This window comes from Leptolyngbya sp. FACHB-36, assembly GCF_014695955.1.
GTDB lineage: Bacteria > Cyanobacteriota > Cyanobacteriia > Leptolyngbyales > Leptolyngbyaceae > FACHB-36.
Map to the genome: position 1 here is coordinate 1 of NZ_JACJPG010000337.1, position 5,034 is coordinate 5,034.

General features: G+C 53.1%; 6 protein-coding genes and 1 pseudogene. 1 reads left to right on the plus strand and 6 read right to left on the minus strand.

The window, feature by feature from the left end; genetic code table 11:
- Positions 1–122: IS4 family transposase (locus H6F43_RS23055; RefSeq protein WP_190342048.1), on the plus strand; the 122-nt coding region annotated here is incomplete at its 5' end.
- A gap of 123 nt (positions 123–245) precedes the next feature.
- On the opposite strand, the gene H6F43_RS09630 is transcribed toward H6F43_RS23055, so the two are convergent.
- From H6F43_RS09630 to H6F43_RS09655, 6 genes and pseudogenes are all read right to left on the minus strand, one after another.
- Positions 246–1,247, minus strand: coding sequence for an NAD(P)-dependent alcohol dehydrogenase (locus tag H6F43_RS09630; protein ID WP_190342570.1), 1,002 nt, complete (start codon positions 1,245–1,247; stop codon positions 246–248).
- A gap of 51 nt (positions 1,248–1,298) precedes the next feature.
- Positions 1,299–1,970, minus strand: coding sequence for a nitroreductase family protein (locus tag H6F43_RS09635; RefSeq protein ID WP_190342571.1), 672 nt, complete (start codon positions 1,968–1,970; stop codon positions 1,299–1,301).
- 133 nt (positions 1,971–2,103) lie between these two features.
- Entirely contained in the window at positions 2,104–2,688 is a 585-nt protein-coding gene (locus H6F43_RS09640; RefSeq protein ID WP_190342572.1) for an efflux RND transporter periplasmic adaptor subunit, read from the minus strand.
- Positions 2,689–2,773: 85 nt separating this feature from the next.
- Positions 2,774–3,568 (minus strand): SDR family oxidoreductase, encoded by a 795-nt coding sequence (locus H6F43_RS09645; RefSeq protein WP_190342573.1) that lies wholly within the window; start codon positions 3,566–3,568, stop codon positions 2,774–2,776.
- A gap of 62 nt (positions 3,569–3,630) precedes the next feature.
- On the minus strand, positions 3,631–4,329 hold the full coding sequence (locus H6F43_RS09650) for a glutathione binding-like protein (protein WP_190342574.1): 699 nt from the start codon (positions 4,327–4,329) through the stop codon (positions 3,631–3,633).
- 369 nt (positions 4,330–4,698) lie between these two features.
- Positions 4,699–5,034 (minus strand): annotated as a pseudogene (locus H6F43_RS09655) (alkene reductase); the annotation flags it as partial.

Here is a 5,034-nt window from a genome sequence, read left to right on the forward strand (position 1 = left end):
CTCAACTTGGAGGTTTTCTAGCTCGTACGGCAGACGGTGAGCCGGGCTTGAAAACGTTGTGGCGAGGGATGGGAGTATTGCATCACTTACTTCAAGGAGCACAACTTGCGGCTAAAGCCTAAGCTTGATAAAGCTTCCGCCCACTTTTGCGTAATGGATAGTTTTCGCATCGGAGAGGGGTTGGGAGAGGTCTTCAGCCATTTGAGCAAACGATTCGTCAGTCAGCCTAACGACTAATCACAGCCCTAATGCTTCAGCACAATTCGGTAGCGCGGCTTGCCGTTGCTGAGCTTGTCGAACGCCTCATTTACCTGGTCGAACGAGAACATTTCTATAATCGGCTCGACGCTGTGTCTGGCAGCAAAATCAAGCATTTTAGTCACCGTTGCCGGACTGCCCAGCGGACTGCCAGAAATTGACTTCTGACTCAGAATTAGGGGAAAGGCTTGGCTCGCGATCGGATCGGGAACCACACCAACCAGATGCAAGCGTCCTTTCGGGCGCAAAGTGGCGATGTAAGCGCTCCAGTCGAGGTTGGCGTTGACGGTGGACAGGATTAAATCAAACGAGTTTTCTGCCGCCTTTAGCGCGTCTGGATCGCGAGAATTGATGAAGTGATTGGCACCCAGTTCTCGCGCTTCTGCTTCTTTGTCGGGCGTCGTGGAAAACGCCGTGACATCGCAGCCCCACGCGTGCAAAAACCGCAGCGCCATATGTCCCAACCCGCCAATGCCGATAATGCCCACTCGATCGGTTGGCTTAATGTCGAACTGAACGATCGGATTGAACACTGTAATGCCGCCACAGAATAGCGGACCCGCGGCGGCTGGATTCAGGTCTTCGGGCAGTGGCGAAACCCACGCCTGATGCGCCCGCACTTTGTCAGCAAATCCGCCGTAGCGTCCGACGATCGTGCCTTCTGCGGTGAGACACAAATTTTGGTTGCCAGACATGCACCACTCGCACTGCATGCACGATCGCGAGTACCAACCCAATCCCACCCGTTGTCCAACCTGCAACTTTTTCACAGATTCGCCAACAGCGGCGATCGTGCCGACAACTTCGTGACCCGGAACGAACGGGTACTGCGTCATTCCCCAGTCGTTACGCCACATGCTGAGGTCGCTGTGACAGATACCGCAGTATTCCACGGCTATCTCCACATCTTCCTGACCCAGCGGTCCGGGGTCATACTCAAACGGCTTCAGTTCTGCACCCGGTCTTTCAGCAGCGTAGGCTTTAATCATCGTTGAAGGCTCCAAATAGCTTAAGAAACAGTGTGGAAACGGGCAGGGCGTTTAGCCTTCGTAGGGCGTGCCGACTCGATCGACAAACACGTTATTAGAAAACGGCAGCCGACCGGGATTTCCGCGCGGATCGGCAGCGTATCCAATCGGAACGACAACGGCGATCGCTAAATCCGTATCGCTCGCTCCGATCACCGCTTTCACTTGGTCTTCGATCCAGCCGTTCATAAAACAGCTTGATAAACCGAAGCTCTCTGCTGCCAGCGCTAAATGAGTTGCCGCGATTACGGCGTCTTTAACCGCGTACTCACGGGTCTTGTCGCCCAGCATTGCTTGAAATTGCGGAATGGCGCTGTTGAAATAGTCCACGTTCTGCTGTGCCCATGCCCCTGTTTCCAGGGCAATTTGGTTGATTTGCTCTCGGTCTTGCCACGCATTTGGGTCTGCCGCAAACACAAACGTCACCGGAGCCTGAAGGATCTGCTGCTGATTCCAAGCCGCCTCTGCCAATGCTTTTTTCTGCGCCTCATCCTGCACCAGAACAATGCGCCAATCCTGAAGGTTCCAACTGCTTGGGGCTGCTACCGTCAGTTCCACTAATCTTCGCAGCAGTTCTGGCGCAATCGCATCCGGCTTAAAGTTCTTAATGGCTCGCCGCTGAACGATCGCGCTGGGAACGTCGAGCGGCTGGGTTTGTAGATTCCGATCAAGTGCTTGAGTCATAGGGGTTAATCGTTGGTAGTGGATAGGAGCTATTCGCTAACCGCGAATAGTTTTGAGTCATGCGTCATTTGCTGCTGTCATTCATTACTCAAAACGAATGATAAAGCCTTAATCACGCATGACCAAACCCTTATCAGCTTTTCTTCTCGGTGGGGGCATTCTGCTGTTCTGGCACGATCGCGGCACCGTCCCTAATTTTCAGTAAGCCACTAGTGACAATGCGATCATTCGCTTTCAGTCCTTGCATTACTTGATAGGCGTTGCCGCGAATAATGCCAAGCTTAACGGGCGTTTGTTTGGCAACCAAGCCGTCTTTACCTTGCTCTGCTACGAACACAAAGTTCTGTTCAGCCACGCGAGAAATCGCGGTGGTGGGAACCAAGATGCTGGGAAGTCGCTTCCAAATCACTCTGGTTTCGATGAATTGATCCGCCCGCAATTTGCCGCTGTTGTTCTCGACCCGCGCTTTGACCAACACGGACTGGGTGTCGTTAGAGACTTTGGGCGAAATGAAGAACACGCGGCTGGTTCCGAGCACTTGTCCTTTCTGGTTAAGGAGTTCAACGCGAGTTCCAATTCCCAGACGTGGGGCTTTTTCGATCGGCAGCGAGATGTTGACTTCCAGCGCGTCGTTTTGAGTCAGGGTGGCAAGGTTGGTCGTGTTGCTGACGAGGTCACCTTCTGCGAAGTTGGGTTGGGCTGGTGGAAAGTCTACCACAGCCGCCTAGTTTCGATCAGTTCACTAGTTAACGTGTTCTAGAGAAGCGTAGGCTGGCAGGCTGCTGTCTTGCAGTCGATATGGCTTACAGAATCGATCGCACCACGCCTCCTTCCACACGCAGCGCGGCTCCATTGGTTGCCGACGACAGCGGACTGCACACAAACGCCACCATTGCAGCAACCTCTTCCGGGGTGGCAAACCGCTTAAGCAGCGACGACGGACGAACCTGCTTGAAGAAGTCCTGCTCGACCTGAGCGGGATCAATGCCCTGCGAGGTCGCCAAGCCTTGGACAAACTGCTCAACGCCTTCTGACTTCGTAGGACCCGCCAAGACCGAGTTAACCGTGACGCCTGTAGCAACGGTGGTTTCTGCCAATCCCCGCGCTAGCGCAACCTGCGCGGTTTTGGTGACGCCGTAGTGAATCATCTCTTGGGGAATGTTGACGGCGGATTCGCTGGAAATGAACACAATGCGTCCCCAGTTGCGCTGCTTCATTCCGGGCAGATAGTACCGCGACAGCCGCACGCCGCTCAGCACGTTGGTGTCTAAAATCGTGCTCCAGTCGTCGTCGGAAATGTCCTCAAACGGCTTTGCCTCGTAAACGCCCAAGTTGTTCACCAGAATGTCAACCTGTGGCACCTGACGAAACAGGTCCTCGCAGCCTGCCTGCGTCGAAAGATCGGCAACAATCCCCGTCGGGCGGGCATCGATCGCCGTCTGTTTAATCTGGTCGATCGCGCTGGTCACGCGCTCTTGCGTGCGTCCATTGACGATGACCGATGCACCTTCTTGAGCAAGTTGAGTAGCGATCGCTAGCCCAATTCCTGCCGTCGAGCCACTCACCAGGGCAATTTTATTGTCTAGCTGTAAATCCATTTGGATCTCTCCATTGTTGTCTCGATCCACACTGGCTTACCACGACTCCTCACTCCCCACCCCTACCGAATCGTATTGGCAGACTGATTAAACAGCATGGCTCGCGACTGTTCGATATTCAGCGCCTGATTCTTGAACGCATCGGCTTTTTCGTACGCGCGAACCGTGGCTGGACGTGCCTGAACGGCTTCAAACCAGCGCTTCAGATGAGGGAAGTTGTCCAGGTTTTGACCCTGGCGATCGTAGGGCACAATCCACGGATACGCGGCGATGTCCGCGATCGAGTAGAAATTGCTTGCGATAAATTCGCGATCGTTCAATCGCTTATTCAGCACCGCATACAGGCGTCCTGTTTCGTTGACGTAGCGATCGATCGCGTAGGGGATTTTCTCTGGAGCGTACTGGCTAAAGTGATGATTTTGCCCCGCCATCGGTCCCAAGCCGCCCATTTGCCAAAACAGCCACTGAAGCACTTCCACGCGATCGTGCAAATCATTGGAAATTAATTTGTCGGTTTTCTCGGCTAAATACAGCAAAATTGCGCCCGATTCGAACACCGAAATTGGCTCACCGCCTCCGACAGGCTCGTGGTCAATAATTGCTGGAATTCGATTGTTGGGCGCAATTTGGAGAAATTCTGGCTTGAACTGATCCCCCGTCCCAATGTTGATAGGAACGATCGTGTAGGGCAGTTCTGCCTCTTCCAAAAACATCGTAACCTTATGACCGTTGGGCGTCGTCCAGTAGTAAAGCTCAATCATGGGAAGTTCTCCTGATTTAACCTGCTTAGTCCATGACCTGTATTCAGGTAATTGCTAACGCTAATTGCTACGGAGCCGTCTAGCCACCGTCCATTGTGGTAAACGGTGCCGTCATTGTCAGGACTTACTCAAGGGACATCCGAACGGATAGATGCTTGAGTTGCCCAATCAAGTAGTCCGAGAGCATTCTATGCTTGATCTGGTAAATTTAGAACTTACGCAAACCTCGGAGGTTTTAACCAGGAGTCAAGCATCGTGACCGACATCATGGCTTAAGCCTCCGAGGGTTTGATCAAATGCGTAAGTTCTGAGTGACACAATCAAGCATTTACAATTCCGAATTCCGACTTACGAATTCCGAATTGGTAGCTAGACAGCTTGCAGTTGCTTCAGCGTTGGGTAGTCAGTGTACCCTTTTTCATCGTGAGCGTAGAACGTTGGAAAGTCCGGCTGGTTTAGCGGAGCGTTGAGTTGGAAGCGTTCGGGCAGGTCAGGATTGGCAATAAAGGGAACGCCATAGGCGATTAAATCTGCTTCATTGTTGGTGATCGCCGCCTCGCCCGTCGTTGCGCCGTAGCCGCCGTTGAGGATCAATGTATTCTGGAACACCTGCCGCAGATAAGGCGAAACGCGCTCTCCCTCGCCTGCCAGCATGTGTCCGGGTAGCGCTTCTACAAGATGCAAATACGCCAGATTGAATCGATT

Coding starts and splice junctions, on each gene's coding strand:
- H6F43_RS09630 (WP_190342570.1), bottom strand. CDS start 1,247: ATGATTAAAGCCTACGCTGCTGAAAGACCGGGTGCAGAACTGAAGCCG.
- H6F43_RS09635 (WP_190342571.1), bottom strand. CDS start 1,970: ATGACTCAAGCACTTGATCGGAATCTACAAACCCAGCCGCTCGACGTT.
- H6F43_RS09645 (WP_190342573.1), bottom strand. CDS start 3,568: ATGGATTTACAGCTAGACAATAAAATTGCCCTGGTGAGTGGCTCGACG.
- H6F43_RS09650 (WP_190342574.1), bottom strand. CDS start 4,329: ATGATTGAGCTTTACTACTGGACGACGCCCAACGGTCATAAGGTTACG.